The following is a 24,823-nucleotide window of genomic DNA, read 5'->3' on the forward strand; positions in this document are numbered from 1 at the left end:
TACGCTCAATCCCGGTCCGGTGCGCCCAGCGGGAAATACGAGCGATAGGGCCACGCCTCATCGACAGCGCGTGCAAAGGATGGCCGTGCCAGCAGGCGCTTGCGGTAAGCATGAAGATGGGCGAACTCCGGCGCGATCGCGTGGGTCCAATCGGCGTAGAACAAAGCGGGGGCTGCGGCACAATCCGCGAGGCTGAACGCATCGCCCACCGCCCAGATGCGGCCTTTCATATGGTTGTCAAGCCACTGATAGATCGTCTCCAACATCGTCTTCGCCTCCGAGACACCATAGGGGTCCCGGTTCTCTGGCGTCCGGAGACTGTCAAAGACGCATCTCTGCAGCGGGGTCGAGACATAATTGTCGAAGATGCGGTCCAGGCGGCGCACATCGAGCGCTGCCTGGGGGTCGGCCGGTATGAGCTTCACCGGTCCTGGATGATGAAGGTCGAGATGCTCGACGATAATGCTGGCCTCCATCACCGTCCGGCCACCGTCGACCAGCAGCGGAAACTTCTTGATCGGCCAAAGTGCCTCGAAGTCGCGCCCGGTCTGTTCGTCGGTCCATAGCACCTTGAACTCGAAGGGGATCGCATTCTCGTAGAACGCGATCAGGGCCTTCTGCGTGTAGGACGAGAATGGATGGCCATAAAGCTGCAGCGCCATGGATGCCTCGCGATTAACTGGTTGTTATTAGCAATCGGTCTAACACTATCCAGACCGATTTCATTATGCAAGCGGATTTTGCCCGAATAAGCGCGCCCCGGATGCGGGCAAGGTGCCTTGCCGGCCCTGCAAAACCTACCCAAGATGGCCGCCAAATGGATGTCCGGGGTGCAGAACATGGACCAAAAGGCATTGGAGCAACTTCTGCAGCGGGCGGCCACCCATGCCATCCGTTATCGCAGCAATGTCGGTGCGGGATTTCAGGGCGCCAGACGCTCGTTCCTCGACCAGCGTAAGACCTTCAGCGAGCCGGTCCCCGAAACCGGTACCGACGGTGCCGGTCTCATCGACCAGTTGGTACAGGATGCCGAACCCGGCCTCAATGTCATGACCGGCCCGCGCTTTTTCGGTTGGGTCATCGGCGCCTCACATCCCGTTGGCGTCGCCGCCGATTGGCTGACCAGCGCCTGGGGCCAGAATGCGGGCAATCATGTGGCCGCGCCCGCAGCAGCGGCGGTCGAAGCCATCGCCGCCGGCTGGCTGCTGGATCTTCTCGATCTGCCGCGCGAGAGCTCCGTGGGCTTCGTGACGGGTGCCACGGTCGCCAATTTCGTCTGCCTCGCGGCGGCGCGCAGCGAGGTGCTGCGCCGCGTGGGATGGGATGTAGAGGCCGCCGGCCTCTTCGGTGCCCCGCCGATCGCGCTCATCATCGGCGACGATGCGCACACCACGGTCTTTTCCGCGTTGCAGTTCTTGGGGTTGGGCCACGACCGCGTCCGGCGCGTGAAGACCGATGCACAAGGCCGCATGATCGTCGCCGACTTTGCGACAGCCATGTGCGAGGTCGCAGGCCCGAGTATCGTCATCCTGCAGGCAGGCCAGATCAACACCGGCGCCTTCGACAATTTTGCCGAACTCATTCCACTCGTGCGCGAAAAGGGCGCCTGGGTTCATGTCGACGGCGCGTTCGGCTTGTGGGCACGCGCCAATCCCGACCTCAGGCATCTCGCGGCGGCGATCGAGACCGCCGATTCCTGGGCGACCGATGGCCATAAATGGCTGCAGACGCCCTATGATTGCGGCTATGCGATCGTCCGTGATGAAGTGGCGCATCGGCGCGCCATGACCATCGCCGCAAGCTATCTGCCACCAACGCAGGAAGGGGAGCGCGACCCCAGCCACTATGTGCCGGAACTATCGCGCCGGGCGCGCGGCTTTGCCACCTGGGCTATCATCAAGCATCTGGGACGCCAGGGGATCGCCGCGATGATTGGGCGCCATTGCCGGGTCGCGCGGCTGATGGCCGACCAATTCACGGCCGAGCAAGGCATCACAGTCCTGAACGATGTAACGCTTAATCAAATGCTGCTGCGCTTTGGCGCCGACGAAGCGCCGGATCAAGCAGACCTTCTCACGCAACAGACCATTGCCCGCATCCAGCGCGACGGCATCTGCCTTGCCGGTGGTGCCAAATGGCGTGGGCAGCAGGTGATGCGCCTCTCCATCATCTCCGGCGAGACGAATGAAGTGGAAGGCCGCACGGCTGCCGACGCGATCTGCGCGGCCTGGCGCATCGTGCGCCAGCAGCCGCGCTGATCGTCCGCTTTAATGAGCCGCCGCGGCTTTGACTTCGGCTAGATGCTTGGTCGAAGCGAGATATTCCGCCAACGTCAGTGCCTTTTTGCCGGTGAGATGTTCGACGTCATGCGTCACCACATCCAGCAAACCCTTGGCGCGGGCAGCTTCGATGCCGCCAATGGCATCGACCACGAAATCCGGCAGGCCGGCTCCCTTGAGCGCACCATTATACTGTTCCTGAGTCACATCGACGGCAGCGACCTTCTTGCCGAAGACCTGGCCGATGATAGCAGCCACCTCTGCCGGCGTTTGCGATGCGGGACCCGTCGCCTGATAGAGGAAGCTGTCATGGCCCTGCGCTGCCAGCAAAGCCGCAGCAGCGGCGGCCACGTCGCTGCGAGCGACATTGCCAGCGGGTGTCGGCGCGGTCGCGGCATAGACGCCAGCACTCAAGGCATAGGCGATCGTGCCCATCCACAGATTGTCGTAATACATGCCCATGCGCAGGATGGTCCACGCCAGGCCCGAGGCATAGATCGCCTGTTCGGTCTCGAGATGTGCGGCAAAAAGATCCTGTCCGCGATGCGCACCCACGGTCGAGATGTAAATGACGTGCTTCACGCCGGCCGCCTTGGCCGAGGCCACCGCCGCCTTATGCTGCGGCGTGCGGATGCCGGGACGCAGATCATTGCCCGGGATGATCAGCAAGCGGTCGATGCCCTTGAAGGCCGCCGTCAGTTCGGCCGGCTTGTCGAAATCGCCGGCCCGAACCGCAATGCCCTTGGCGGCATAGGCCGAGAGCTTTTCCGGGCTCCTGGTAATGGCGACAATGTCCTTGGGCGTCACACCTTTCGCCAGCAGATTGTCCAGCACCTGGCCACCCAATTGGCCGCCCGCACCCGTTACACCGATGGTCATGTCCGTCTCCTTGAGAGGCGCGAAAGATCTGTTGCGCCGGCCGAATTTCGTGTATGTTACCGATCAGTAACATTCATACTGTTACCGATCGGTAACATAGCCGTCAAGAGACATTTCATGACCGCGCGAAAAACGCTGCCGCTCGCCAGAAAATCTTTCCCCGTGCTGGAAAAATCGGAGTTGCCGCCGCGCGCCAGAATTCTCAAGGCCGCCCATGAACTGTTCTATGGCCAAGGCATCCGCGGCGTCGGCGTCGAGGCGGTAGCTGCCACAGCAGACACCAACAAGATGACGCTCTATCGCCACTTCACCTCGAAGGACGAATTGGTCGCTGCATATCTGCGCGAGGTGGCGGCCGAAATCGAAGGCAGCTGGGACCAGGCCGGCCTTGCACATAAGAATGATCCGCGCGGGCACATCCTCGCGTGGCTGGCCGAGACGGGCCGCCAGATGGAACGGCCGGAGAGTCGCGGCTGCCCGATCACCAACGCCGCCATCGAACTGCCGGAGCCCACGCATCCTGGCCGCCAGGTGATCGAAGAACATAAGAAAGGCATGCGCCGCCGCTTTGCCGAGAATTGCCGCAAGGCCGGCCTCAAGCGCGCCGACATGATCGCCGACCAATTGCTGATGCTGCTTGATGGCGCCGGCGTCTCACTGCAGACCATCGGCCGCGCCGACAGTCCCACCGCCTCGCTCCTGCGTCATGCCGAATGGCTGCTGGGGGTCGAAGAGGCGGAAAAGTAAGGCAGCTGCAATCGCTGTGCTTTTGTGATTGCGGCGACTTGCAGGTCCTCTATCATTCGGCGTCCAAAGAACGGATTGATGCCGAACAACCCATGCACCCTCTATTGCAAACTGTCCTTACCCTGTCGCTGCTCCTCGCCGCGGGACCATTGCGGGCGGAGGAGGTGTTGACGCAGGGGTCATCATTTGCGACAGCTACCCGGGAGCAGGTCGGGGAGCAGTGGACCGTTGCACCCGAACTCTACCAAGCGTGCCCAGATACGTTTGACATGCGCATTTCCTTGGCATCCGATGGCAAAGTCACCGGCACCGAGATGTTGACGCCCGCCGACCCGCGTGACGCTTGCGTGGCCATCCGCGAATCTGCAAGGCGGGCGATCTTGAAAGCGAGCCCCCTCAAGCTACCTCCGGGCCATACCTTCTCCGCTCTCAAAATCCACTTCGACCCATCGATGCCGTGATTATGCGAAGAGGTGCGACGTTCAAGTATTTTCGCCACACCCTGATGGCGCTTGCACTGCTCTGCGTTGCCTGTACCCAAGGAGATCATCTCGGCCAGGCCGTGCATGCACCAAAGCCACCGGCTGACTACGTCTATATTGGCAGCGGCGATACCAGCGAAGAAAAGAAAATCGACGTCAATGTCAATTTCGACCTGATGAAGTCGAAGGACCCGGACAGCAATTTATCGCTACTCTTTGGTATGATCTTCGCCGGCTCCGTCAGCGACGCAAAGCCTGTCACCGCCAGCAGCAAGGGGACCGGGCTCAGCCATCTCGACCCGATCCTCTTCGATTCCGTGGAAGACAGTGCTGAACTGGATGCTACCGCCAACTATCTCGCTGCCCGCTTTCCTGATCGGGATAAGGTGATCGGTCATCTTTTCCGCAGCCCCACACAGCGCTATCTGGTCTGGACAATCTTCGAGACGGATGCCGGCAACAACGCGCTTCTGTTCGATGTCACAAGATGGGCCGCTTTCAAGCGCAAGATATATGCCCAATAGAGACGGCCCGGAACGGACCTTGCCATGCCGGCGCGGCCGCGAAATTGAGCGGCGCAGGTCGAGAAGAACGCCGCAAGCATCATGAAGATCGCCGTCTACACCATCGCGCTCAATGAAGAGCCGTTCGCGCGGCGCTGGGCGGATTCTGCTGTCGATGCCGACTATCGCATCGTCGCAGATACCGGTTCCACCGACGGCACGGTCGCCAGATTGCACGACGCCGGGGTGGACGTGCACAAAATCGCGATTGCACCCTGGCGCTTCGATCAGGCGCGTAACGCAAGTCTTGCCTGCGTACCGGTTGATGCCGACATCTGCATTGCGCTTGATATGGACGAGGTACTCGTGCCCGGATGGCGTGCAGCGCTGGAAGCAGCCTGGGCGTCCGGCACCACGCGCCTGCGCTACCATTTCGTCTTGAACTGGGACACCAAGGGCCGGCCGAAGATCTGCTACTTCGCATCCAAGATTCATCAGCGTCACGCCTATGTGTGGAAGCATCCTGCCCACGAGCTGATCTATCCCCTGCCCGGTATAGCCGAGCAGCTGGCATGGACCGAACAGCTGCATATCCATCAGCATGCCGATGCCAGCAAATCGCGCGGGCAGTATCTGGATTTGATGGCCCTGGCGGTACGGGAGGATCCAGCCGACGACCGCTGTGCGCATAATCATGGCTTCGAGCTGATGCAGCATCGGCAGTACGAGGCGGCCATCGCCGAACTCAACCGCCACCTCGCTTTGCCGAGCGCCACGCGCCGGGCCGAACGTGCTGCTTCCCTGCGCTATATCGGGCGCTGCCACGTGGCACTTGGCCGGCCTCGAGAAGCGCGTGCCGCGTTCGAGCGGGCTTGCACTGAAGCGCCGGAGGCGCGCGAGCCCTGGTACGATCTTGGCAAGTTCTGCATGGCGCAGAAGGATTGGGTGGGCGGGATCGACGCGGCCCGCCAGATGCTGGCCATCACTGAAATGCCGCGCGACCATGTTCACATCATGAAGGCCTGGGGTGTGGCACCGTATGATATCGGCAGCTTGTGCGCCTATTACGCCGGAGAAACGGAGCTGGCGCGAGACTGGTTGACCAAGGCGCTGGAACTTGAGCCGGACAATGCGCGTCTGATCAAGAACGGCGGCTGGATCTTCGGGCAATAAGAATGGAATTGCCAAAAATGGCCAGCAAAAGGGGCAGTCAAGTCGCCTTGGCTGCCCCAGTTTGGCCCCCACCGGATCGTCGCCCTTTTCGGGATCGCCGCCCCTAGATCGGGAGAATGTAAGACCGGCCTATGCCGCTTCGGATTTGCGGTGATAGGCGATGCCGCAATGATGAGCGCAATAGGGCCGGCCGGCTTCCGCGACGTCGCCGCAGAAATGGAAGCCCGGCTGCTTGGGATCACCCACCGGCCAGGAGCAGGATTTCGACCCCGCCTGGGCTGCGACACGAGGTGCCGCCGGCGCCTTCGGCACGGCGATTTCTGCAGCGCGGGGCTCGACCTGAACGTCCGGCGCATGGGCGGTTGCTGCAAAGCGGTTTTCCGACTGCCCGCCCAACTGGGCACTGGGCGCAGGCTGGCTGGCATGCGTCACCGCATGGCGGGCCGGCGGCATCGGCGCCAGGCTTGGCTGCTGCCGACGCTGGGCCGCCGGCTTGCGGCGAGGAGCTGCCGCTTCGGCACCTTCGCGCTTGATCGGCGACGGCCGGCCGGTGAGGCCCAGGCGATGCGCCTTGCCGATCACCGCATTGCGGGTGACGCCGCCCAAAAGTGTCGCAATCTGGCTAGCCGTCTGACCCTGGCCCCAGAGCTTGCGCAGCATATCAATCCGCTGTTCGGTCCATTCCATGATGTCTTCTCCCCACCGGTTCTGTGCTGGCGATATGGCTGGCGCCATAAGCCATAAAGGCGGGGCCAGCTCAAGATATTGAGTGGCCGTCATTTCACCGCACAAGATGCGGGGAGGCAAGAGGGGAAAATCAAAATGTTGTGGATAACACCAGATTCTATTGGAACATATGGTGTTCGACCCACATTATCGGCGACAGGATCGAACCGTGGCACGACCCGCCTGCGTCCTTTCGCCCATCGATCCCCCCGGTCTTAAGTGATCCAGCCTAATCCACCAGGTTCAGCTGGCGGTCGAGGAGGTCGATCAATTCGGGGAGGCGGCGCGAGGATTTGATCTGCCGCTTGCCGGCGAGGAGGATGTAATTGGGATCCTTGTCGCCCCGCAGCAAGACCTTGGTAATGGCGAAGGTCGGCTGCTCCTGAGCCCGCCGGTAGACCGAGAACACCGCCATATTGCTGCGATGGTCGATGGCGTAATCGCGCCAGACGGCATGCGCCACCTTACGGCTGTAGATCCCCAGCAAAAGATTGAGTTCGTCGCGGTTGAAGAAAACCCGGCGACCCTGGCGGCGGTAATCATTAAGAAGGACGAGCTGCGCCATTCGGTCCTTATGCTCACTGAGACGACTCGGCCTTCACCAGAGTCCGAGTAAAGTGTCGCCCAAAGTCGGGAATCCGTAAAGCACCGATCGCCAAAAACGGCGCGTCAGCGCGCATAGGGATAGATGTCGACCTCGGTGGTGGCGGTCCGGTCCGGGGTGTCGTAGCACACCACGCTGGCGAGATGCTGGTAGCAATAGCCCGGATAGGGCCGGTTCTTTTCGGCCTGTTCCTGGGCCATTTCGGCCGCTGTCCGGCAGTATTTGCCCGTCTTGGTGTAATCGATGAGCGAGCAATCGTCGCCCGTGGCAATGGAGGCCAGATGGTCGGAGGCGGTCTTGCCGGTCTGATTCAGCGCCACCCCTTCGACCACGGCATAGGCTGTGGTGCCGGAAATAAATGCTGGAATCGCGGTGGTATCGCAGCCCGGCAGAATGAGTACCGCCGCCAGCAATCCCAGCCACACACCCGCTTGGTTCTTGTCTTGCCGTGCCATCGCCGCTACCCGCCCTCTCGCTTCATTCGGTCCTGACCTCAGGGTAAAGCAATTCCCGTTCCAACCCCGCGCTCCAGGCCCGTCCCCGGCCGCCATCGCCAACACCGTCGCCAGCGCCATCCCTGGCACCAAAGCACGCGCCGGCTGCGGCAAAGCGTTGGTTGGCAAGGCGCAGGCCTTGCCTGTATGTTAGCCCGCAAATAACCGCCCTGGGAGCATGTTCCGGGGCCCAATAAATGTGCCTTACGGGGTTCCAGGGGTCATAAGTGGCTGATATCTTTCAAGAAGTCGACGAGGATCTGCGCCGCGATACAGCGAGCGCCATGTGGGCGAAATACCAGAATCTTGTCTATGGGCTGGTGGCGCTGATCATTCTGGGTACCGCCGCCGTTACCGGCTGGCAGATCTATGACCGCCAAGCGCGGGAAAAGGCCGGAAACGCCTATCTTGCAGCCTTGCAGGCGGCCCAGCAGGACCCGAAATCGGCACCCCAGGTGCTGGGCGAACTGGCTCATGCCGGCGGCCCCTTCGCCGACCTCGCCCGCTTCGACCTTGCCCATGCCGCTTTGAAGGCCGGCGACAAGCAGGGGGCCCTCGACCTTCTCACGACAATGGCGGGCGATGCCAGCTTTGCAGCACCGCTCAAAGGCGCTGCAGCCCTCATGGGCGGCTATGTGGCGCTTGATCTCGGCAAGGCCGATGCTGCCTTGGCGCTGGCCCAGCCGCTCACAGCGGATGGCCAGCCCTACCGCCTGTCCGCGCTGGAAATCACCGGCCTTGCCGCCTATGCGACCGGCGACAAGGCGAAGGCCAAGGAAATCTTCCAGGGCCTTGATGATGTCTTCAAGAAAGAAGCAGCCGCGGGCATCGACACAGCACCGGCCAATCTTCGCAACCGGGTCACCATCATGCTCGACCGTCTCGCCGATTGATCGGCGAGCGGGCGATGCACAGCAGGATCGAACCCAAAATGATTGATGGCGACATGATGGCGACACGGCTCACCACCAAGCCCGCCCAAGGTGACAAGCGGCGAGGCAATCGGGTTATGGCTTTGCTGAGCGCGGGCCTCGCCTGCTCGCTGCTGCTGGTGGGTGCCTGCGACAAGAGCAAGGTGCCGCTGCCGGGCGATCGCGTTTCGGTGTTGCAGCTCAACAGCGATCTCTCTGCCGACCCGACCCTGAGCGATATCGCCGTGCGCCTGCCCAAACCCTATGTGAACAAGGATTGGGCCCAAGTCGGTGGCAACCAGTCTCACGCCATGTATCACCTGCAGGCAGGCTCCGACGTGTTGCAGGAAGTCTGGTCGGCCGATATCGGCTCTTCGGCCGATTCCGCCAACCGCCTGCTGGCCGAACCGGTGATCGCCGACAACATCATCTATACGCTCGACGCCGAAAGCCTGGTGCGTGCCTTTGACGCCACCACCGGCCAACGGCTGTGGCAGGCTGATTTTACGCCAGACGACGAGGATGACGATCTTTTCGGCGGCGGCATCGCTGTCGCGGAAGGCAAAGTCTTCGTCACGACACCCTATGCCAAGGTTTATGCCCTCGACGCCAAGACCGGCGCCTTCATATGGGCAGGCAAGGCACCAGCACCGATGCGCGCCGCCCCCGCGGTCAGTGACGGCCGCGTTTTCGTGACCACCATCGACAATCAGCTGGTGGCCTTTGCCACCGATGACGGCCGCAGACTGTGGTCGAATGCCGGTGTCGAGGAAGCCGCCGGCCTGCTGGGTGGCTCAACCCCGACTGTGCTGGGCAACGTCGTCGTTGCCGCCTACACCTCCGGCGAATTGCTGGCCTTCGACGTGGTCAACGGGCACTCGCTGTGGACCGACAGCCTCGCTGGCAAGGCGCGCACCTCGTCGGTCGCCGCCCTTTCCGACATCCGCGGCCGGCCGGTGATCGACCGCGACCGCGTCATTGCGATCGGCAATGGCGGCGTCATGGCGGCAATCGATTTGCGCCGTGGCGAGCGCTATTGGGACAAGGATCTGGGCGGCACGCAGATGCCCTGGGCCGCCGGCGATTTCGTCTACATCCTGACCTCACAGAGCGAAGTGGTGTGCCTCACCCGCGACGAGGGCAAGATCAAATGGCTGACAGCCCTGCCGCCTTTCGAGGACATGGTGGATCGTGAAGATCCGATCTATTGGTCAGGTCCGGTCCTGGTTGGCGACCGCCTGCTCATCACCGGGTCGAACGGGCTCGCTCTGTCCATTTCACCCTATACCGGCGCATTGCTCGGCAAGCAGGAGCTGCCCGACCGTTCGCACCTGCCGCCGGTGGTGGCAAACGAGATGGTCTATATGCTCTCGGACGACGCCGACCTCATCGCGCTCAAATAGTTTTAGCGCCCGGTAGAACTTCCGGGTTTTTATTGATCGGCACTTAATCTGATGTCTTTGACCGTCGCCATTGTCGGCCGCCCCAATGTGGGCAAGTCGACATTGTTCAACCGTTTGATCCGCAAGCGTCTCGCCATCGTCGACGACACGCCGGGCGTCACGCGCGACCGGCGCTATGGCGAAGCGCATCTGGGCGACCTCACCTTTACCGTAATCGATACCGCGGGTCTCGAAGACGCGGTCGACGACAGTCTCGAAGGGCGCATGCGCCAGCAGACCGAAGCTGCGATCAACGAGGCCGACGTCACCTTGATGGTGTTCGATTCCCGCGCCGGTATCACGCCATTGGACGAGCATTTCGCGCGCATCATCCGCAAGATGAAGAAGCCGGTCATTCTCATCGCCAACAAGGCTGAAGGCCGCGCTGGCGCCGGTGCCGTCAACGAAGGCTTCAGCCTGGGGCTGGGCCAGCCGTTGCCCCTCTCCGCCGAACATGGCGAGGGACTGGGCGATCTCTTCGACGCCCTTGAGCCATTTGCCCTCAAGAAAGCGGGCGAAGAATCAGGCGCTCATCTCGATGCCGATCTCGAGGAAGTGGCGCCGCTCGATCTCGACGAGGACACGGGCGAGGATGATTTCGTCGAAGCCCCGCCGGCGCCCAAGCATATGCAGCTCGCCATCGTCGGCCGCCCCAATGTGGGGAAGTCGACGCTGGTAAATGCACTCCTCGGTGAAGAGCGGTTGCTGACCGGACCTGAAGCCGGCATCACCCGCGATTCCATCGCCATCGATTGGGAATGGCAGGGCCAGGCGATCCGCTTGATCGACACGGCGGGCCTCAGGCGTCATGCGCGCGTGGTCGAGAAGCTGGAGCGTCTCTCTGGCGCCGATACCCGCCGCGCCATCCAATATGCCCATGTCGTCGTCCTGGTGCTCGACGGCAATGACATGCTGGAAAAACAGGACCTCACCATCGCCAGGCAGGTGGTGGAGGAAGGTCGCGCCCTCATCATCGCCGCCAACAAATGGGATGCGGTCGAAGACAAGAACGGCGCCCTCAAAAAGCTGCACGACCGTATTGAATGGTCACTGCCGCAGGCCAAGGGCATTCCCGTCATCACCATGAGTGCCATGACCGAACGCGGCCTTGATAAGCTGATGGCCGCGGTGCTCGAGATCTACCAGACTTGGAACAAGCGGGTCTCGACCTCGAAACTCAACCGGTGGCTCGCTGAGATCACCGCGCAACATCCGCCGCCCTTGGTGAGTGGCCGTCGCATCAAGATCCGCTACATGACCCAGATCAAGACGCGTCCACCCACCTTCGCGATCTTCGCCTCCAAGGCGGACGATCTGCCGGAATCCTATCACCGCTACCTGGTGAAGAGCTTGCGCGACGTGTTCGATCTGCCGGGCACGCCCATCCGCCTGCTGATGCGCCGCACGGACAATCCCTACGACACGGACCGGGAATAAAACCCGCGCGCATTAATTCTCTCTTTACGATTGCGGAATCAAAATTCTCCGATAGCAAACAGCTCGGAGAAAACCTTATGGATTCAGCCTTTCTTGCATTTGATACGCTTTTGAAAGTCGAAAGCCTCGCGAATTATCAATCAGTCCTGCAGCTGGGCGTCGGCCTCAACGTTGTGCTTTCCGGCTATTCCGAACTTCGCCAGAAGTTGGAGTCTGAAATCGAAGAGAAAACCAGCCTCGCTGAAGATCGCATAAAGCAGATCATGTGCCACCGGAAGGAACAGCTTTCGCTCGATTCCAAGAATCAGCGCAGCCGGGACAAGCTGGAACGTGCTCAAAAATACAAAGATAAACTGTCAGAATTTAATTCGGACTACTACGGTGCAAGGACAATATGGCGAAGGAAAGATCAGTTGTTCCTTTCCTTATTGTTGTGCTCTGCGTCCCTATGCCTTTTGTTCTTGCTCGCGTCCAGCTCTTCGAGTTTAGCGATCAAAGCACCTGCCGTCTTGCTGCTGGCATTATCATGCCTGTTGTACTGCCCAGCCGTTGGAGCAATTGTCAGAGCGCTATGGCTCTCTGGCAGCGTTCGCAGAGGATATAGAGCGAAAGCCATGTATGTCACGGGCCAGGTCACCAAGATGTACAATGCCGATTTCAGGCAATTCAATTCCGCCGGTATCGAGCCAAACCAGCATTAGTCCGTGCAGCCTTGGATAAGCTAGCGGCCCTGAGCGGGACCAAGCCGCATTTGGCCGATGTGTCGCTCAGGTCCCGGCTACCTCGCCCCGCCGCCATCCATGACGATGGTCTGGCCGGTGATGTAGCTGGCACCGGCGAGCAGATAGAAGATCGTCTCGGCATAGTCCTGCGGCGTGCCGGCGCGCTTGAGGGGTAGTTTGGCGACCGTCTCGGCCAGTGCCGCGGGATCGAATTTGCAATCCCAACCGGACCCATCCACGACATTCGGTGCGATCGCATTGACGCGCACTTCCGGTCCCATGGCATAGGACCATTCAGTGGTGAGCAGGATGAGCGCCGCCTTGGTCGAGGCATAGACGCTGGAGGATGCTCCATAGCCAAGGCCGGCAGTTGAGGCGACATTGACCACGGCACCCCGGCTCTTCTTCAGATAGGGTGCCGCGGCTTTGAGGCAACGATAGGGACCGATCTGGTTGATGGAAACCAGCTTCGCCCAGAAGGCTTCATCCATGCGGGCAAAATCGTCGACCGGGATCGGCGCGTTGGTGCCCGGCGTACCGGCATTGTTAACGAGATAGTCGAGCCTTCCATAATGGGCGACTGCCGCCTCGATCATCGCTACCACGTCGTCCGGCTTCGAGACATCGCCGGGAAACGCCGCCACGTCATGACCCAGTGCCGTCAACCGCGCAACCTCAGCCGCGAGGCGTGGATTGCCGTGGAGATCGTTGATCGCAACCTTGGCCTTGTTGGCGACCAGCCGTTCGACCGTGGCAAGCCCGATCCCTGATGCTGCCCCCGTGACGAAGGCCACTTTGCCCGATAGATCGGCGCTGATCATGCTGTCATCCCCCATCATGCAAAACCTCCCCAGTCGTAGCTGGGGAGGTTTTCATCTGTCAAATATGATACTGCGTCAGGCACGATCGAGATTGCGCCACAGATTGATGCCAAAGCAGACGATTCCGATGACGGTGACGACCGAGAAGATGCCGGCCAACGGCTCGCCGATCTCAGGATAGCCGGCATGAAGGAGGGCCACGCCGAGCAGCATCAGCGGCGCACCGATATTGTGAAACCAGAAATGCACCTGGGCCAGGCGCGTCGCCGCAAGGTGTGGCTTCAGCAGATAGATGCAGCCGATGATGCCAAAGCTGACCCAACCCAGCAGATTGAGATGGGCGTGCACGGCGACCTGAGAGAAATCCTGCGTCGCACCCATGAAGGCGCCGAGACAGACGGCGAGAACGAAATAGAGTGCGGCGATCTTGAGCAGTCGGTGGGCCATTTTTCGGTATCCCCTTTTGCGGCTGGTGGCGTTGCATGTGCCACGGGCTTATCGCGCAAATGCCCTCCCCGGCAGTGAACGCGATCACAATAATCATGGCATATTTCGTTGCTGGACGAAGCATCAATTGGCTGCGGCAGGTTAGAAAGGACCAGTCCAACCGGGAGAAAAGCCATGTCCGTCACCGTCTTTATCCGCTACCAGATCGACCCCTTCCAGTTGGAAGCGTTCCGGGAGTACGCCGAAAATTGGGGGCGTATCATCCCGACCTGCGGTGGGCATTTGATCGGTTATTTCCTGCCCCATGAAGGCACCAACGACATCGCCTGGGGGCTGATTTCGTTGCCCGATCTTGCCGCCTATGAAGCCTATCGGGCGCGCCTGCGGAAAGACCCGGCCTCACGCGCCAACTTTGCCCTGGCGCGGGAAAAACGTTTCATCCTGCGCGAAGAACGGACATTCTTGGGCGACGTCACCGGCACACGCGACCGGATGCCAGCAGCCGAGGGAGAGCCAGCATGATCGCCATCATCTTCGAAGTGGAACCGGCCGAGGGCCATCGCGACGCCTATCTCGACATCGCGGCCAAACTGAAGCCGGAGCTTGAGAAGATCGACGGCTTCATCTCAGTCGAGCGATTCCAAAGCATCACCAACCCGGGCAAGATGCTCTCGCTCTCCTTTTTCCGCGACGAGCAGGCGGTCATCGCGTGGCGCAATCTTGAAGCGCATCGCAGCGCGCAGGCGGCCGGACGCGGTGGTATCTTTGCCGGTTACCGCCTGCGTGTGGCGCAGGTGCTGCGCGATTACGGCCTCACCGAGCGCGCGGAAGCGCCCGGTGATAGCCGCAAGGTGCATGGATGAAGGTGCTGGCTAGGCGCGCGCGTCGCGCGCGACATAGCTCCAGAAATTGATCGCCAGCGCGACGGCACCCAGAGCCAGGGCTGCCATCCCGATCATGGCCAGCAAATGCCCGGTCGCAAATGCATCCAGCTGGGTCATGGTGAGGCCGATGAGCAGCACCGGCAGGCCGATCATATGGAGCCAGAAATGCGCCAGCGCGAAAACCGTCTCGGTGAGCGCCGGGCGGATGAGATAGATCGCCCCGACAAGGCCGAGGCTGAGCCAACCGAGCGCGCCGATATGGGCATAGACCACGCCCAGCCGGTAATCGGCGATGAGCCCCATATGAAACCCCAGCGCTATCCCCAGCACGAAATAGATCGCCGAAACACCCAGAAGAATGCGTGCCATGAAAACCCCCGCGCCTGAAATTGCGTGGTGGCTCAACCAGGCAACTGCGATTTCGTTCCCGCGTGGGCGAAAGCCCCCTCTCCCCGACCCTCCCCCACGTTGGGGGGAGGGAGTGCCGCTGAGTTCGCTTCAACGGCAGTGTTCAACCTCGCTTTGATTCCCTCCCCCCAACGTGGGGGAGGGTTAGGGAGAGGGGTATCTGTCAGATCTAATGCTTATGCCCGCAACCACCGCTGCCACAGCTGCCGCCGTGGTCATGCGCCGGCGCCTTTGCGGCGCGGGGGTCGCGGCTGAGGCCGTGTTGCTTCAGTGCATCGAGATAGCCTTGCCAGATCTGCGCCTGGTCGCGGCCGAGATCATAGAGATAGCGCCATGAGAAGATGCCGGTATCGTGCATGTCGTCGAACTGGATGCGGATGGCGTAATGGCCGACCGGTTCCACCGCCATGATGCCGACATCGCGCCGGCCCGGCACGATGGTCTTCTGGTTCGGACCATGGCCTTGTACCTCGGCGGAAGGACTTTCCACGCGCAGCAGTTCGGCCGGATATTGGAAAACCTTGCCGTCATCGAACTCGATCTCGATGAGCTTTTCCGCCTGGCGATGGCGGATCTCGACCGGCCAATGCTCCGTGCCCATGGAATCGGTCATGTCACTCATCCACGTCGAGCGGCCGCGCCTCGTCGACCAGCATGATCGGAATACCGTCGCGGATCGGGTAAGCGAGGCCTGCGGCCTTGCTGATCAGCTCCTGCTTCTGCCGATCAAAGACCAGCGGCCCCTTGCTCACCGGGCAGACCAGGATCTCAAGCAGCTTGGGATCGATCAGAATGTCGTTCTCGGGCACGGGATTTCCTATCTCAATGCGGCCAGTCTCAATGCAACCGGTGTTCGCCGCCGCTGGCGGTGACACCGTGAACCTCGAACAAGGCCACCATCATTTCGACGACGGCATCGAGATCGGGGCATTCCAGCAGCGATTGTTTTTCTTCCGGATCGAGCGGCGACATCTGCGCCATGGCGACGACCAGTTCGTCATCCGCCACTTCCTCGATGCCCTTCCAATCGAGCCGCGCCTGCCTTGTCTTCAGATATTCCTGCAGGATGGCGAGAAAGCGCGGCCGGTCGGCCAGCTGGAATTCATGTTCCGCCATGTCATGGGCAAAGGGCTGGAAGTTGGGCACGATCACGCGGTAACCGCCCCTGGCCATCGGCCGCTCTTCCTTGATACGGAAACGAATGAGGCCGGAAAGAATGAGTTGATAGCGACCGTCCGGTGTCTCTTCGAACGAGACGATGCGCCCGGCACAGCCGACCTGATGCACCGCCGGCATATGGTCGGTATGTGTCTGACGGTCGGCACCCCGGCTTTCCACCCCCCGACTTTCCACATTGGGTTCGATCGGCTGCACCATGCCGATCAAACGGTCCGGCGTCTGCAGCGCCGCCCGCACCATGGCGAGGTAACGCGGCTCGAACACATTCAACGGCAGGCGCCCACCCGGCAGCAGCAAGGCATTGGTCAGCGGAAAGATCGGCATGTCGCCGGGCAGATCGGCATAGCCGGGATCGAAGGGACCAAGATTGCTGGGGCCGGAGCGCATGCTGAACGCCTCCTCGTTACGAGAACAGCAGCGACGAGAGGCGCCGGCGCGCGCTCAGGGTCAGTGGGTCGGTGGGGCCCATCGCCTCGAAGAAGGTGACGAGCTGTTTCCTTGACGCCTCTTCATTGTGGGCGCGGTTGATGCGGATGCTTTCCAGCAGCTGGTCGACCGCCCCTTCCTTATCACCGGTCGCAAACAGGGCCTGGGCGAGTTCGACGCGGGCTTCATGGTCCTTCGGATTGGCCTCGACACGGGCCCGCAGCGCATCCGACTGGCCGGCGGCCTTTTGCCCCGCCAACGCCACATCAAGCTGCGCCTTGGCGGCAGCGATCGCCGGATCGTTCAGCTTGTCCTTGGGCGCCTGCCCCAAAAATTCCGCCGCCTGCTCAAGTTCGCCCAAGGCGATCAAGCAGCGCACCATGCCGCCAATGGCTTTCACATTGCCCGGCTCATGTTCCAGGATCTGGCCGAAGATTTCCGTGGCGGTCGCATGATCACCGGCGGCATGAGCTTCATCCGCCTGCTCGAGTGCTTCCTCGATCGGCGACGGGCCGGCTTCACCGCCCGACAATTTCGCAAGGCGTGCCACGAATGCCTTCAATTGCCCTTCGGGCTGCGCGCCCTGGAAGGCATCGACGGGACGGCCCTGGAAGAAGGCGAAGACAGCCGGGATCGACTGGATGCGCAATTGCCCGGCCAGTTCCTGGTTCTCGTCGACATTGATCTTGACCATGCGCACGGCACCGCGCGCTTCCTTGACGACCTTTTCCAGGACGGGCCCGAGCTGCTTGCACGGCCCACACCAAGGCGCCCAGAAATCGACGATCACCGGCACCTGCATCGAGACGTCGATGACATCGGCCTTGAACGCCTGCTGGCTGCTATCCTTGACGAGGTCGGCCGCGGCCGCGGCTCCGTTCGCCAAGCTGGCGCCAATCATATTGTCCATCGTGACACTACTCCTGAAAGATCAGCCTAGATTGGCTCTATAAATGGGCCTTTCGGGCAGATGAATCAACCATCCAACAGAAAGCCCTAAATTCAATGCGGTCAAGGCGTTAGGCGAAGTCAAGGAGCTGCGGTTGGTGCCCCTCTGCCTCGAGAAACGCCAGGAGGTCGGAAGGGGCGATCGCGGTCGATTTGAAATTGACCAGCGGATGCGCATTGACCGGGTTGCAGTCGAGGAGATGCCGGTCCAGCACCATCTTCACCTTGGCACCCTTGTCATTGATGACGGCAAAGGGTGTCACTGCCCCCGGCACGACACCCAGATAAGTCATGAGGCGGTCGGCGGACCCGAAGGAGAGCTTTGCCGCCCCGCCCGTCTCGCCGGTCAGCTTCTCGCCCAGCGCCTTCAGATCCACGCGCCGGCTTTCCTCGACGGTTACCAGCCACATCTCTTCCTTGCGGTTGCGCAGGAACAGGTTCTTGATGTGCCCGCCCGGCAGTTCACCGCGCAAATGCTGACTTTCCTCGACCGTGAAGACCGGGTCGTGATCGACCGTCCGGGTCTGGATGCCCAATGCCTCCAGCCGGGCCAGGAGCTGTGCCGGGCTGGTGGGAATCTGGCTCTGCGCCGCGATGGCGGCTGCGATCTCGCCAGCACGGTCTTCAGGGCTTGTTTGGACGGCAGCGGTGTCGGACATGGCTTCAGGCTTTCGTTAACAGGATTGAAGCCGGGTATAGCCGGGGAAGGCGCCTCCTTACAATGGCCAGCCAGGGGGTGGCCCGCGACGCGCTCGATTCCGCCCTCCGGCCAAATTGGGTGAATCTGGCCAAGTAGCTGATTTACAAAAATAATAAGCCCACTTGCAAATGCGCTGCCGATGCGTATGATGCGCCGCGCTCGTGACGGTTAGCCATCGCGGGCCGCGCAAACAGGGTGCGGGCGTAGCTCAGGGGTAGAGCACAACCTTGCCAAGGTTGGGGTCGAGGGTTCGAATCCCTTCGCCCGCTCCAGTTTGCCTCCAAACGGCCCTTCCGGGGCCGTTTTGCGTTTTACCGGCAGGCGTTGGTCAGATCTTCATTCCTGCCGGCGCAGAATATCGGCGGAGAGTTGACCGACGCATGGCCTTGCCGATGAACTGGTATCGTGCCCTCGCATTCCTTCTCTTGATCGTTGTTTTCCCGACCGCGACCTTCGCGGACGCCGCACCCATCCGCATCAGTTTCCTCAATCCCGGCAAGCATGACGAGTTCTTCTGGCCGGCGGTGAGTGCCGTCATGCAGGCGGCTGCCGACCAGTTCGGCTATCAGCTCGAGATCATCTATGCCGAGCGCGACGCCCAGGCGATCGGTGCCTTGGGCCGGCAGATCATCACCCGCGCCGATCCGCCGGATGTCCTGGTATTGGTCAATGAGTTCCAGGCCGGCGCCAACCTGCTCAAGGCCGCCGACGCAAGGGGCATCAAGGCCTTCATGCTGTTGAACAGCTTCTACGGCGATGAAGCCACCGCCATGGGCAAGCCGGGCGAGATCTATCGGCATTGGATCGGCAGTCTGGTCGCTGACAATGAAGCTGCCGGCCGTCGTATGGGGGATGCACTCACAGCATGCGCCCACAAGACCGGCACGGCGGATGTCGACGGAAAATTTCACGTCCTGGCACTGCTGGGTGATTCCACAACGCCGGCCTCGATCGACCGGACAAACGGTCTTCATGCCGCGATCGCCGCCCATCCCGACATGATCCTCGAGCGGGAATTCAACACCAATTGGCAAACACCCAAGGGCCACGATCTCACCGCGAACTTCCTCAGCTGGGCCGCGGAAAATCAGGTGCATACCGCCGGTATCTGGGCGGCCAATGATGCCTTGGCGATGGGCGCCATCACCGCCGCCGAAGAACGGCAGCTGCAACCCGGCAAGGATCTGTGCATCGTCGGCCTCAACTGGTCACCGGAAGGTTTGGATCTCGTACGCACCGGCAAGATGGCAATGACCGATGGCGGCCATTTCCTGGCCGGCGGCTGGGCCATGGTGATGATCCATGATTATCTCGTGGCGCAAGCGGAGGCCCCGGCAAATACGCCGCACCGCGCCCTCACCTTCCAGATGGCGCCGGTCGACGGCAACAATGTGGCGGAGTTCTTCACCAAGCTCGGCGACCGCGACTGGCACCGCATCGATTTCAAGAGCTTCTCACGGTCCGGCGCCGACAGCGCGGGCGCCACCGATGTCGCCGACGGCCCCTACGAGTTCACACTGCACCAGACGCTTTATCACGCAGAGATGCCAGCGACAGGCGAACCTGCGAACTAGCTGCCGCCCAGCTCAGCGCTGCTACTGCTTCACCACATTGTTGGTGCCCTTCGGCGCCATGTCGATCACCAGCAGCTTCACCGCATCGCTGCCTATATTGGCGGCCTTGTGCCATTGGCCAACCGCTTCGACGATGAAGCCGCCCGTCTCATAGATGTTGGTCTTGCCGGTATCCACATTCGTGACACTGAGCTTGCCCGCCAGAACATAGGCATAGCGGGGATAGGGATGCTTGTGTACCGGCAGCTTGGCGCCGGGTGCTATGTCATAGGTTGATGCGGAGACCTCGGCATCCTTCTGCGGCAGCACGATCGGCTGGCCACTCGCTGTGACGTCGGTGGTCATCACAGGTGTGACGACAACGGCGGGTGCGGGATTGCTCTCTTCTGCCTGCAGGGGTGCGGCAAGGATCAAGAACATGACGGTCAACGAAATCAGCTTCATATGGTGCCTTTCAATGTTCCGCACATACTATGCAGATTGCGTGAGTGAAGCTGCCAGCTTCTCCAGCAGGTCGCGGGTACCTTCTTCGCGGCTTTTCACCGAATCCATGGCGTCGAAAAAAGCATCCTGTTCGGTAAAGACCAGGCGCGTGCCGCTGCCCTGCGCCAGCAACTCGACCGTCGAGAGTGAAGCTGAGAGCGGCTTGCCACCCACTGTCATGTGATAGGAATAGACAATGCGCCGCTCGGGCACGATGTCGTGATAGTGGGCATGAAAAGTCATCTCCGGCCCATCGCCGAACCGAAAGCGCGTGGCTTCGATGCCACCAACACGAAAATCGAGATCGTAGCTGAAAATCTCCCAGCCCTCACCTTCGGCAAACCAGCGCCGCTTGGCAGAAGCCTTGGCAAAGGCCGCAAAGACCCGCGCCGGGCTTTGCGGATAGACCCGCTCGATGCTGAACGTGGCGTGCGCCACATCGAAGCCGTCACCGGCGATGGATGCCTTCTGCGCCGTCATTTTCGCTTTCCCTTCTTCGTCTCCGTCTTTCTTTGATGGGTCCGCTGAGTCGCCGCCGCATCCTCTTCCGCAAGAAGTGCCCCGAGGCGATCGAACCGCCGCTCCATCAGCGCGCGCCGCTCCGCCACCCAGCCGGCCAGAAGATCGAGCCCCTTGGGCTCAAGCCGGCACGTGCGCACGCGGCCAACTTTCTGGCTCACAATGAGCCCACTCTCCTCCAACACCTGGAGATGCTGCACCACAGCGGCCAACGTCATCTGAAAAGGTGCCGCGAGATCACTCACCGACGCCGGCCCCAAACTCAACCGATCCACAATCGCCCGCCGCGTAGGTTCGGCAAGCGCGCGGAGACTGGTGTCGATGGCTGAATAGTTAAGCATTGACTTGAGTATTGGCGATTGAGACGAAATTGTCAAGTCGTGGCTAAAGTAATCGAACCAAAGAGATGGACATGACATCTTTCTTCCTCACCCCCGGGAATAAACCCTCTCCTGCGGCATCTCCTTTCTGTCACCTCAACAGTCAAGGAGACTTCCCATGCGGCCCATTCTTCGCGCGCTTCTCGCCGGTGTTGCGCTTAGCGCGGCTTTTACCTTGCCGGCCTTTGCCGACGAGCCCGCCATGGTTGGCGATAGTTCAGCTGGCAAGATCCTGGTCGATCACAACGGCATGACGCTTTACACTTTCGACAAGGATTCCGAGGGCAAGTCGGCCTGCAATGGCGATTGTGCCGCGGCCTGGCCGCCGCTCAAGGCCGAAGCCGGTGCCATGGCGACGGGCGAGTATTCGGTCATCACCCGCGATGATGGGTCCCTGCAATGGGCCTATGACGGCAAGCCGCTCTACCTCTGGGTCAAGGACAAGGCGCCGGGCGACATCACCGGTGACAAGTTCAAGGACGTCTGGCACGTCGTGCAGCCCGACTAAGGGCGCTATGATCGGCGGGATGCGGGCACTTCCCTCCCCGCATCCCGCCGCATCAAGAAGGAGCCGCCAGCCACGTGAGCGTCGATCGCATAGCAGCCGAGATCGAACCGCAGATTCCGGGTCTGCGGCGCTATGCCTATGCACTGACGCGCAACCATGCGGCGGCCGACGATCTGGTGCAGGATACGCTGGAGCGCGCCTTGTCGCGCTGGCTGCTGCGGCATCGGGATGGTGACCTCCGCGCCTGGCTGTTTGCCATCCTGCGCAATCATTATCTGGGGCAATTGCGGCAGATGAAGCGGCGCGGGGCCCATGTGACGCTCGAGGATGCGCCGCCTTTGCCCGTGCGCGCCCAGCAGGAAAGCAACCTTGAAGCCAAGGATCTGCTGGCGGCCCTGGGTCATCTCCCCGAAGACCAGCAGAGCCTGCTGCTGCTGGTGGGGATCGAGGACTTTTCCTATCAGCAGACGGCCGGCATCCTTGGTATTCCCTTGGGCACGGTGATGTCGCGCCTGTCGCGGGCACGGACCAGGCTGCGCGACATTCTCGACAAGGGCCAAGTCACGTTATTGCGGAGAGTGAAATGACGCCGATCGGCGACGATGACCTGCAGGCCTATCTGGATGGCCGCCTGGAAGGCGACCGCCTGCAGGCGGTCGAGGTCTATCTCGCTGCCAATCCGGAGGTTGCCGCAGGTCTTGCGCACGACCGCGAGATCGGTGCCGCCCTTCGCACTGCCCTGCAGGCGAAATTCACCGAGCCGCTGCCGCAGCGCCTCCGCCTTGCGGAGATCCAAGGGATGCGCCGGCGGAAGCAGATGCGCCAGCTGCGCCTCATCGCCTCCCTCGGCTTTGTTCTCCTGACCGGGGCCGCTGGCGGCTGGTTCGCGCGGGATATGCTGGCTCCCACAAGCCCTGGTATCGACTCTGGCAGTGTCGCTGCCCTCAGCTTCACCCGCGATGCGCTTTCCGCCTATCGCACCTTCGTCGTCGAAAAGCGCCATGCGGTCGAGGTCGATGCGTCGCAGGAGACGCATCTGGTGAGCTGGCTTTCGAAGCGCCTCGGCCGCCAGATTCAGGCGCCGGCGCTTGAGGCCTTCGGCTTTCACCTGATGGGCGGCCGCTTGCTGCCGGCCACCGATGCCGCCGGTGCGGACGTCGCTGCGGCCCAGTTCATGTATGAGAATGACGACGGGCGTCGCATGACGCTCTATGTCCGCACGGGTTCCGACAAAACGGGGGTGGGCGCCGAGACAGCCTTCCGCTTCCAGCAGAGTGGCGATGCCGCGACCTTTGCCTGGATCGACCGGGGCTGTGGTTTCGCCCTCACCGCCCCCACCGACCGCGCCCAGCTGCTGCCGATTGCCGAGGCGATCTATGAGGCCTATGACACAGTCACAGGCGGCTGACTCTGGCAGGAGACCTTCAGTTTCGTCAGCGCTTCACCACATAGCAGCGGTCTGGTTCGGCACTCTCATTGCCGGCGAAGAAGAATTCCAGCCGGTCCCGGGCGATCACCGTGCGGTGCACCGATTTGAAGAAATGGATGCCGACCACGCTCTCGCCGACCTCGACCGGATGTTCGGGATCGTAGACCAGAATGGCGCCGGTATCGGAGAGCGTATATTTGCCCATCACCAGCTTGGGGATGCGGAACAGCGTGTCGCGGCCGGCAAAGATGCCCTCGATCGTGACGCGCTTGGGGCCGCGGCTTTCATAATCGCCACCGGCAACGTCACGCCGGGTCATCTCGACCAGGTCGCGCTTGTCCAGTCGCTGCTGATCTTCCGCACTGATGCCCGTGACGCCGAACAGCACGTCATTGATTGGCATGGTGCCGGCACCCGCCGCCTGTGCCGCCTGCGCCTCGTCCAGGAATTTGTCGATCGACGGGCCGGCATCGGTCACCACCGCACAATCCTCGGCCCAGGCGGGCACGGCCGCCAACGACATGATGCCGCACACGGCCAGCAGCATCAGGCGATGCTGCCAAAGGCGAAATTCCATTGCAGTCCCCCGATCGTGGAGCGCCCAAGCCCATGAAGCGCCTCGATTATAGGTCGCTTCGCCGATTATCGGATGAAAATATTGCGGAGCCACCATCGGTTGACCCAGATCAACGCCGCTATCGCCTATCGCGCCTAGGCTGCGGGTATTGGCAAAACCAACCGAGGACCTGCCCATCATGATTCGCGAGGTTGAAGGCGATATCCTGCTTTCCAAGGCGCAAGTAATTGCCCATGGCGTGGCGCCGAATGATCATTTCGACAACGGCCTAGCCTTGGCTTTGCGCACAAACTGGCCAGCGATGGTCAAGGATTTCCGCCATTTCTGCCAGGAGCGCCATCCCAAGGCAGGTGGGATCTGGTTCTGGTGGGCGCCGGGCGGTCAATCCGCCGGTGTTCAGGGCATCGTCAATCTGCTGACCCAGGAAGGGATCCATGGGGAGGGCGTCTACGACCATGGCGGAAAGCCGGGCCGCGCGACGCTGGCCCATGTCCATCATGCGCTGAAGTCGTTGGCGAAATTCATCCGCCAGGAAGGTATCCGGAGCGTGGCCCTGCCGCGGCTGGCAACCGGTGTCGGCGGGCTGGACTGGGCTGCGGTAAAGYCGTTCATCGACCAGCATCTCGGCAATCTCGGCATTCCGGTCTTTGTCTACAATGTCTATCGCAAGGATGTCGCGGCCATGGAGCCGGGTATTGAGCCCTTCATTCTGCCCGTTGCGGCACCCGGCGGACGCACGGTGCAGCCGAACGTACTGAGTGTGCCATGAGCCATCTGCAGACCATCCGCCTGGAGCTTGCGCGCACCAAAGAGCAGCCGGCGGCCGACCCCGCCTGCGGTTATGAATTCACCGCCCCGCTTACCGCCAACGGACATCTCGATGCCGACGCCTTCAAGTCGCTGAAGAGCGCCTGCCGCGTGCATCGTTTCTGGCAGGGCGAGAAGGCGCAGGAAGGCGCCTTGCGCCATCTTGGTCCGGATCGCTGGGTGTTTTCCTACGCGCCCGGCACCGACGATGATGAGCCGGCCTTCAAATTCGACAAGCATCGCTTTGCCGTCGGTGAGTATGTCTCGATCACCGAGCATGACGGTGTGACGCGCCCATTCAAGGTCGTCTTCATGCGCTAAGATACGCCGCCGC

34 protein-coding genes and 1 tRNA gene are annotated in these 24,823 nt (G+C 61.6%); 18 read left to right on the forward strand and 17 right to left on the reverse strand.

Annotated elements, in window-relative coordinates:
• Nucleotides 1-5: 5 nt before the first annotated feature.
• Nucleotides 6-662 (reverse strand): glutathione S-transferase family protein, encoded by a 657-nt coding sequence (locus AC1DWZ_RS18795; protein ID WP_477170474.1) that lies wholly within the window; start codon nt 660-662, stop codon nt 6-8.
• Between the two features lie 177 nt (nt 663-839).
• On the opposite strand from AC1DWZ_RS18795, the gene AC1DWZ_RS18800 reads away from it, so the two are divergent.
• On the forward strand, nt 840-2,258 hold the full coding sequence (locus AC1DWZ_RS18800; RefSeq protein WP_477170475.1) for a pyridoxal phosphate-dependent decarboxylase family protein: 1,419 nt from the start codon (nt 840-842) through the stop codon (nt 2,256-2,258).
• A gap of 9 nt (nt 2,259-2,267) precedes the next feature.
• On the opposite strand, the gene AC1DWZ_RS18805 is transcribed toward AC1DWZ_RS18800, so the two are convergent.
• Entirely contained in the window at nt 2,268-3,158 is an 891-nt protein-coding gene (locus tag AC1DWZ_RS18805; protein ID WP_477170476.1) for an NAD(P)H-binding protein, read from the reverse strand.
• A 117-nt stretch (nt 3,159-3,275) separates the two neighbouring features.
• Here AC1DWZ_RS18805 and AC1DWZ_RS18810 point away from each other — a divergent pair, with 117 nt between their 5' ends.
• The 4 genes from AC1DWZ_RS18810 to AC1DWZ_RS18825 all read left to right on the forward strand — a co-directional run bounded on the left by AC1DWZ_RS18810 (nt 3,276) and on the right by AC1DWZ_RS18825 (nt 6,063).
• On the forward strand, nt 3,276-3,905 hold the full coding sequence (locus tag AC1DWZ_RS18810) for a TetR/AcrR family transcriptional regulator (protein ID WP_477170477.1): 630 nt from the start codon (nt 3,276-3,278) through the stop codon (nt 3,903-3,905).
• 38 nt (nt 3,906-3,943) lie between these two features.
• Nucleotides 3,944-4,366, forward strand: coding sequence for a hypothetical protein (locus tag AC1DWZ_RS18815; RefSeq protein WP_477170478.1), 423 nt, complete (start codon nt 3,944-3,946; stop codon nt 4,364-4,366).
• Nucleotides 4,367-4,410: 44 nt separating this feature from the next.
• The gene (locus AC1DWZ_RS18820) at nt 4,411-4,911 is read left to right on the forward strand and encodes a hypothetical protein (RefSeq protein WP_477170479.1); all 501 of its coding nucleotides are present in this window, start codon (nt 4,411-4,413) and stop codon (nt 4,909-4,911) included.
• Nucleotides 4,912-4,992: 81 nt separating this feature from the next.
• Nucleotides 4,993-6,063 (forward strand): tetratricopeptide repeat protein, encoded by a 1,071-nt coding sequence (locus AC1DWZ_RS18825; RefSeq protein ID WP_477170480.1) that lies wholly within the window; start codon nt 4,993-4,995, stop codon nt 6,061-6,063.
• A gap of 129 nt (nt 6,064-6,192) precedes the next feature.
• On the opposite strand, the gene AC1DWZ_RS18830 is transcribed toward AC1DWZ_RS18825, so the two are convergent.
• The 3 genes from AC1DWZ_RS18830 to AC1DWZ_RS18840 all read right to left on the reverse strand — a co-directional run bounded on the left by AC1DWZ_RS18830 (nt 6,193) and on the right by AC1DWZ_RS18840 (nt 7,848).
• Nucleotides 6,193-6,750 (reverse strand): GcrA family cell cycle regulator, encoded by a 558-nt coding sequence (locus AC1DWZ_RS18830; protein WP_477170481.1) that lies wholly within the window; start codon nt 6,748-6,750, stop codon nt 6,193-6,195.
• A 268-nt stretch (nt 6,751-7,018) separates the two neighbouring features.
• Nucleotides 7,019-7,354 carry a DUF2794 domain-containing protein gene (locus AC1DWZ_RS18835; RefSeq protein ID WP_477170482.1) on the reverse strand — a complete coding sequence of 112 codons (336 nt, stop codon included), beginning with the start codon at nt 7,352-7,354 and terminating at the stop codon, nt 7,019-7,021.
• Nucleotides 7,355-7,458: 104 nt separating this feature from the next.
• Nucleotides 7,459-7,848, reverse strand: a complete 390-nt coding sequence (locus AC1DWZ_RS18840; RefSeq protein WP_477170483.1) for a hypothetical protein — start codon at nt 7,846-7,848, stop codon at nt 7,459-7,461.
• Nucleotides 7,849-8,114: 266 nt separating this feature from the next.
• On the opposite strand from AC1DWZ_RS18840, the gene AC1DWZ_RS18845 reads away from it, so the two are divergent.
• The 4 genes from AC1DWZ_RS18845 to AC1DWZ_RS18860 all read left to right on the forward strand — a co-directional run bounded on the left by AC1DWZ_RS18845 (nt 8,115) and on the right by AC1DWZ_RS18860 (nt 12,378).
• Nucleotides 8,115-8,780, forward strand: a complete 666-nt coding sequence (locus AC1DWZ_RS18845; RefSeq protein ID WP_477170484.1) for a tetratricopeptide repeat protein — start codon at nt 8,115-8,117, stop codon at nt 8,778-8,780.
• Between the two features lie 38 nt (nt 8,781-8,818).
• Nucleotides 8,819-10,201 (forward strand): PQQ-binding-like beta-propeller repeat protein, encoded by a 1,383-nt coding sequence (locus AC1DWZ_RS18850; RefSeq protein ID WP_477170485.1) that lies wholly within the window; start codon nt 8,819-8,821, stop codon nt 10,199-10,201.
• 51 nt (nt 10,202-10,252) lie between these two features.
• Nucleotides 10,253-11,677 carry a ribosome biogenesis GTPase Der gene (der, locus tag AC1DWZ_RS18855; RefSeq protein ID WP_477170486.1) on the forward strand — a complete coding sequence of 475 codons (1,425 nt, stop codon included), beginning with the start codon at nt 10,253-10,255 and terminating at the stop codon, nt 11,675-11,677.
• Between the two features lie 77 nt (nt 11,678-11,754).
• Nucleotides 11,755-12,378, forward strand: coding sequence for a hypothetical protein (locus AC1DWZ_RS18860; RefSeq protein WP_477170487.1), 624 nt, complete (start codon nt 11,755-11,757; stop codon nt 12,376-12,378).
• A 77-nt stretch (nt 12,379-12,455) separates the two neighbouring features.
• On the opposite strand, the gene AC1DWZ_RS18865 is transcribed toward AC1DWZ_RS18860, so the two are convergent.
• Entirely contained in the window at nt 12,456-13,238 is a 783-nt protein-coding gene (locus tag AC1DWZ_RS18865; protein ID WP_477170488.1) for an SDR family NAD(P)-dependent oxidoreductase, read from the reverse strand.
• Nucleotides 13,239-13,295: 57 nt separating this feature from the next.
• Complete coding sequence (locus AC1DWZ_RS18870; protein ID WP_477170489.1) at nt 13,296-13,667, reverse strand: cytochrome-c oxidase; 372 nt, start codon at nt 13,665-13,667, stop codon at nt 13,296-13,298.
• A gap of 174 nt (nt 13,668-13,841) precedes the next feature.
• On the opposite strand from AC1DWZ_RS18870, the gene AC1DWZ_RS18875 reads away from it, so the two are divergent.
• Both AC1DWZ_RS18875 and AC1DWZ_RS18880 read left to right on the forward strand, forming a co-directional pair.
• The gene (locus AC1DWZ_RS18875; RefSeq protein WP_477170490.1) at nt 13,842-14,189 is read left to right on the forward strand and encodes an NIPSNAP family protein; all 348 of its coding nucleotides are present in this window, start codon (nt 13,842-13,844) and stop codon (nt 14,187-14,189) included.
• Nucleotides 14,186-14,530 (forward strand): antibiotic biosynthesis monooxygenase family protein, encoded by a 345-nt coding sequence (locus AC1DWZ_RS18880; protein WP_477170491.1) that lies wholly within the window; start codon nt 14,186-14,188, stop codon nt 14,528-14,530. Before AC1DWZ_RS18875 ends, AC1DWZ_RS18880 begins: the two co-directional genes overlap by 4 nt.
• A gap of 9 nt (nt 14,531-14,539) precedes the next feature.
• On the opposite strand, the gene AC1DWZ_RS18885 is transcribed toward AC1DWZ_RS18880, so the two are convergent.
• The 6 genes from AC1DWZ_RS18885 to AC1DWZ_RS18910 all read right to left on the reverse strand — a co-directional run bounded on the left by AC1DWZ_RS18885 (nt 14,540) and on the right by AC1DWZ_RS18910 (nt 18,171).
• Nucleotides 14,540-14,920, reverse strand: coding sequence for a hypothetical protein (locus tag AC1DWZ_RS18885; RefSeq protein ID WP_477170492.1), 381 nt, complete (start codon nt 14,918-14,920; stop codon nt 14,540-14,542).
• 208 nt (nt 14,921-15,128) lie between these two features.
• Complete coding sequence (locus AC1DWZ_RS18890; protein WP_477170493.1) at nt 15,129-15,572, reverse strand: gamma-butyrobetaine hydroxylase family protein; 444 nt, start codon at nt 15,570-15,572, stop codon at nt 15,129-15,131.
• A gap of 1 nt (nt 15,573) precedes the next feature.
• Nucleotides 15,574-15,768 (reverse strand): Trm112 family protein, encoded by a 195-nt coding sequence (locus tag AC1DWZ_RS18895; RefSeq protein WP_477170494.1) that lies wholly within the window; start codon nt 15,766-15,768, stop codon nt 15,574-15,576.
• Nucleotides 15,769-15,796: 28 nt separating this feature from the next.
• Nucleotides 15,797-16,525 carry an LON peptidase substrate-binding domain-containing protein gene (locus AC1DWZ_RS18900; protein WP_477170495.1) on the reverse strand — a complete coding sequence of 243 codons (729 nt, stop codon included), beginning with the start codon at nt 16,523-16,525 and terminating at the stop codon, nt 15,797-15,799.
• 16 nt (nt 16,526-16,541) lie between these two features.
• Nucleotides 16,542-17,474 (reverse strand): thioredoxin, encoded by a 933-nt coding sequence (trxA, locus tag AC1DWZ_RS18905; RefSeq protein WP_477170496.1) that lies wholly within the window; start codon nt 17,472-17,474, stop codon nt 16,542-16,544.
• 109 nt (nt 17,475-17,583) lie between these two features.
• Entirely contained in the window at nt 17,584-18,171 is a 588-nt protein-coding gene (locus AC1DWZ_RS18910) for a prolyl-tRNA synthetase associated domain-containing protein (protein ID WP_477170497.1), read from the reverse strand.
• Between the two features lie 238 nt (nt 18,172-18,409).
• Between AC1DWZ_RS18910 and AC1DWZ_RS18915 the strand changes: the two genes are divergently transcribed.
• Nucleotides 18,410-18,484, forward strand: a tRNA-Gly gene (locus AC1DWZ_RS18915).
• Between the two features lie 108 nt (nt 18,485-18,592).
• On the forward strand, nt 18,593-19,786 hold the full coding sequence (locus AC1DWZ_RS18920; protein WP_477170498.1) for an ABC transporter substrate-binding protein: 1,194 nt from the start codon (nt 18,593-18,595) through the stop codon (nt 19,784-19,786).
• Between the two features lie 21 nt (nt 19,787-19,807).
• On the opposite strand, the gene AC1DWZ_RS18925 is transcribed toward AC1DWZ_RS18920, so the two are convergent.
• The 3 genes from AC1DWZ_RS18925 to AC1DWZ_RS18935 are packed head-to-tail and all read right to left on the reverse strand — an operon-like array spanning nt 19,808 to nt 21,207.
• Nucleotides 19,808-20,230 (reverse strand): cupin domain-containing protein, encoded by a 423-nt coding sequence (locus tag AC1DWZ_RS18925; RefSeq protein WP_477170499.1) that lies wholly within the window; start codon nt 20,228-20,230, stop codon nt 19,808-19,810.
• 27 nt (nt 20,231-20,257) lie between these two features.
• Nucleotides 20,258-20,749, reverse strand: coding sequence for an SRPBCC family protein (locus AC1DWZ_RS18930; protein WP_477170500.1), 492 nt, complete (start codon nt 20,747-20,749; stop codon nt 20,258-20,260).
• Nucleotides 20,746-21,207: an ArsR/SmtB family transcription factor gene (locus AC1DWZ_RS18935; RefSeq protein ID WP_477170501.1), complete on the reverse strand. Its 462-nt coding sequence runs from the start codon at nt 21,205-21,207 to the stop codon at nt 20,746-20,748. The genes AC1DWZ_RS18930 and AC1DWZ_RS18935 overlap by 4 nt, the downstream gene beginning before the upstream one ends.
• 79 nt (nt 21,208-21,286) lie before the next feature.
• Here AC1DWZ_RS18935 and AC1DWZ_RS18940 point away from each other — a divergent pair, with 79 nt between their 5' ends.
• From AC1DWZ_RS18940 to AC1DWZ_RS18950, 3 genes are all read left to right on the forward strand, one after another.
• Complete coding sequence (locus AC1DWZ_RS18940; RefSeq protein WP_477170502.1) at nt 21,287-21,676, forward strand: COG4315 family predicted lipoprotein; 390 nt, start codon at nt 21,287-21,289, stop codon at nt 21,674-21,676.
• 74 nt (nt 21,677-21,750) lie between these two features.
• Nucleotides 21,751-22,263: a sigma-70 family RNA polymerase sigma factor gene (locus AC1DWZ_RS18945; RefSeq protein ID WP_477170503.1), complete on the forward strand. Its 513-nt coding sequence runs from the start codon at nt 21,751-21,753 to the stop codon at nt 22,261-22,263.
• Nucleotides 22,260-23,084 (forward strand): anti-sigma factor family protein, encoded by an 825-nt coding sequence (locus tag AC1DWZ_RS18950; RefSeq protein WP_477170504.1) that lies wholly within the window; start codon nt 22,260-22,262, stop codon nt 23,082-23,084. The genes AC1DWZ_RS18945 and AC1DWZ_RS18950 overlap by 4 nt, the downstream gene beginning before the upstream one ends.
• A gap of 25 nt (nt 23,085-23,109) precedes the next feature.
• On the opposite strand, the gene AC1DWZ_RS18955 is transcribed toward AC1DWZ_RS18950, so the two are convergent.
• Nucleotides 23,110-23,682 carry a hypothetical protein gene (locus AC1DWZ_RS18955; protein ID WP_477170505.1) on the reverse strand — a complete coding sequence of 191 codons (573 nt, stop codon included), beginning with the start codon at nt 23,680-23,682 and terminating at the stop codon, nt 23,110-23,112.
• Nucleotides 23,683-23,860: 178 nt separating this feature from the next.
• On the opposite strand from AC1DWZ_RS18955, the gene AC1DWZ_RS18960 reads away from it, so the two are divergent.
• Together AC1DWZ_RS18960 and AC1DWZ_RS18965 are read left to right on the forward strand one after the other, a co-directional pair.
• Complete coding sequence (locus AC1DWZ_RS18960) at nt 23,861-24,451, forward strand: macro domain-containing protein (RefSeq protein WP_477170506.1); 591 nt, start codon at nt 23,861-23,863, stop codon at nt 24,449-24,451.
• Nucleotides 24,448-24,810 carry a hypothetical protein gene (locus AC1DWZ_RS18965; RefSeq protein ID WP_477170507.1) on the forward strand — a complete coding sequence of 121 codons (363 nt, stop codon included), beginning with the start codon at nt 24,448-24,450 and terminating at the stop codon, nt 24,808-24,810. The genes AC1DWZ_RS18960 and AC1DWZ_RS18965 overlap by 4 nt, the downstream gene beginning before the upstream one ends.
• The last annotated feature ends 13 nt before the right edge of the window (nt 24,811-24,823 follow it).

The organism is Dongia sp. P2_B8 (assembly GCF_056404715.1).